At 44.5% G+C, this 348-nt stretch carries 1 protein-coding gene; it reads left to right on the forward strand.

Translation table 11 applies throughout. The features are described 5' to 3' along the window. Positions 1-329, forward strand: a 329-nt coding sequence (locus AABA78_RS39370) for a hypothetical protein (RefSeq protein WP_338270622.1), incomplete at its 5' end; no start/stop codon positions are given. Between the last annotated feature and the right edge of the window lie 19 nt (positions 330-348).

The following is a 348-nucleotide window of genomic DNA, read 5'->3' on the forward strand; positions in this document are numbered from 1 at the left end:
CATTTGTTCCCGTTAACGACCACAAAGCCCTTAACTGCTCCTCCTCGCTACTTGCCCTTTTTTACTACAAAGGTTTGACTAGCGCCCGGCAAAGGAATGATTTTTTCCCAAAGCCGACTTCCTTTATCGAGCGGCTGTCTCTGTTGACGATAAAAGCGATGGTCCGGGCTGGGCTGTTTGAAATAAGCGGTCATTTTGGTCAGTCTCAATACCACGTGAAGCGCGTGATCACCCAGATTCCTAATGCCTTATATATCTTAATTAGTTATAATAACTTATCGACGTCAGCCCTTCTATTTTCCTATCTTCACCCTTCCTACCCCAGCTAATGGAAAAATGCCTTTGAAT

It is taken from the genome of Corallococcus caeni (assembly GCF_036245865.1).
Classification (GTDB): Bacteria; Myxococcota; Myxococcia; order Myxococcales; family Myxococcaceae; genus Corallococcus; species Corallococcus caeni.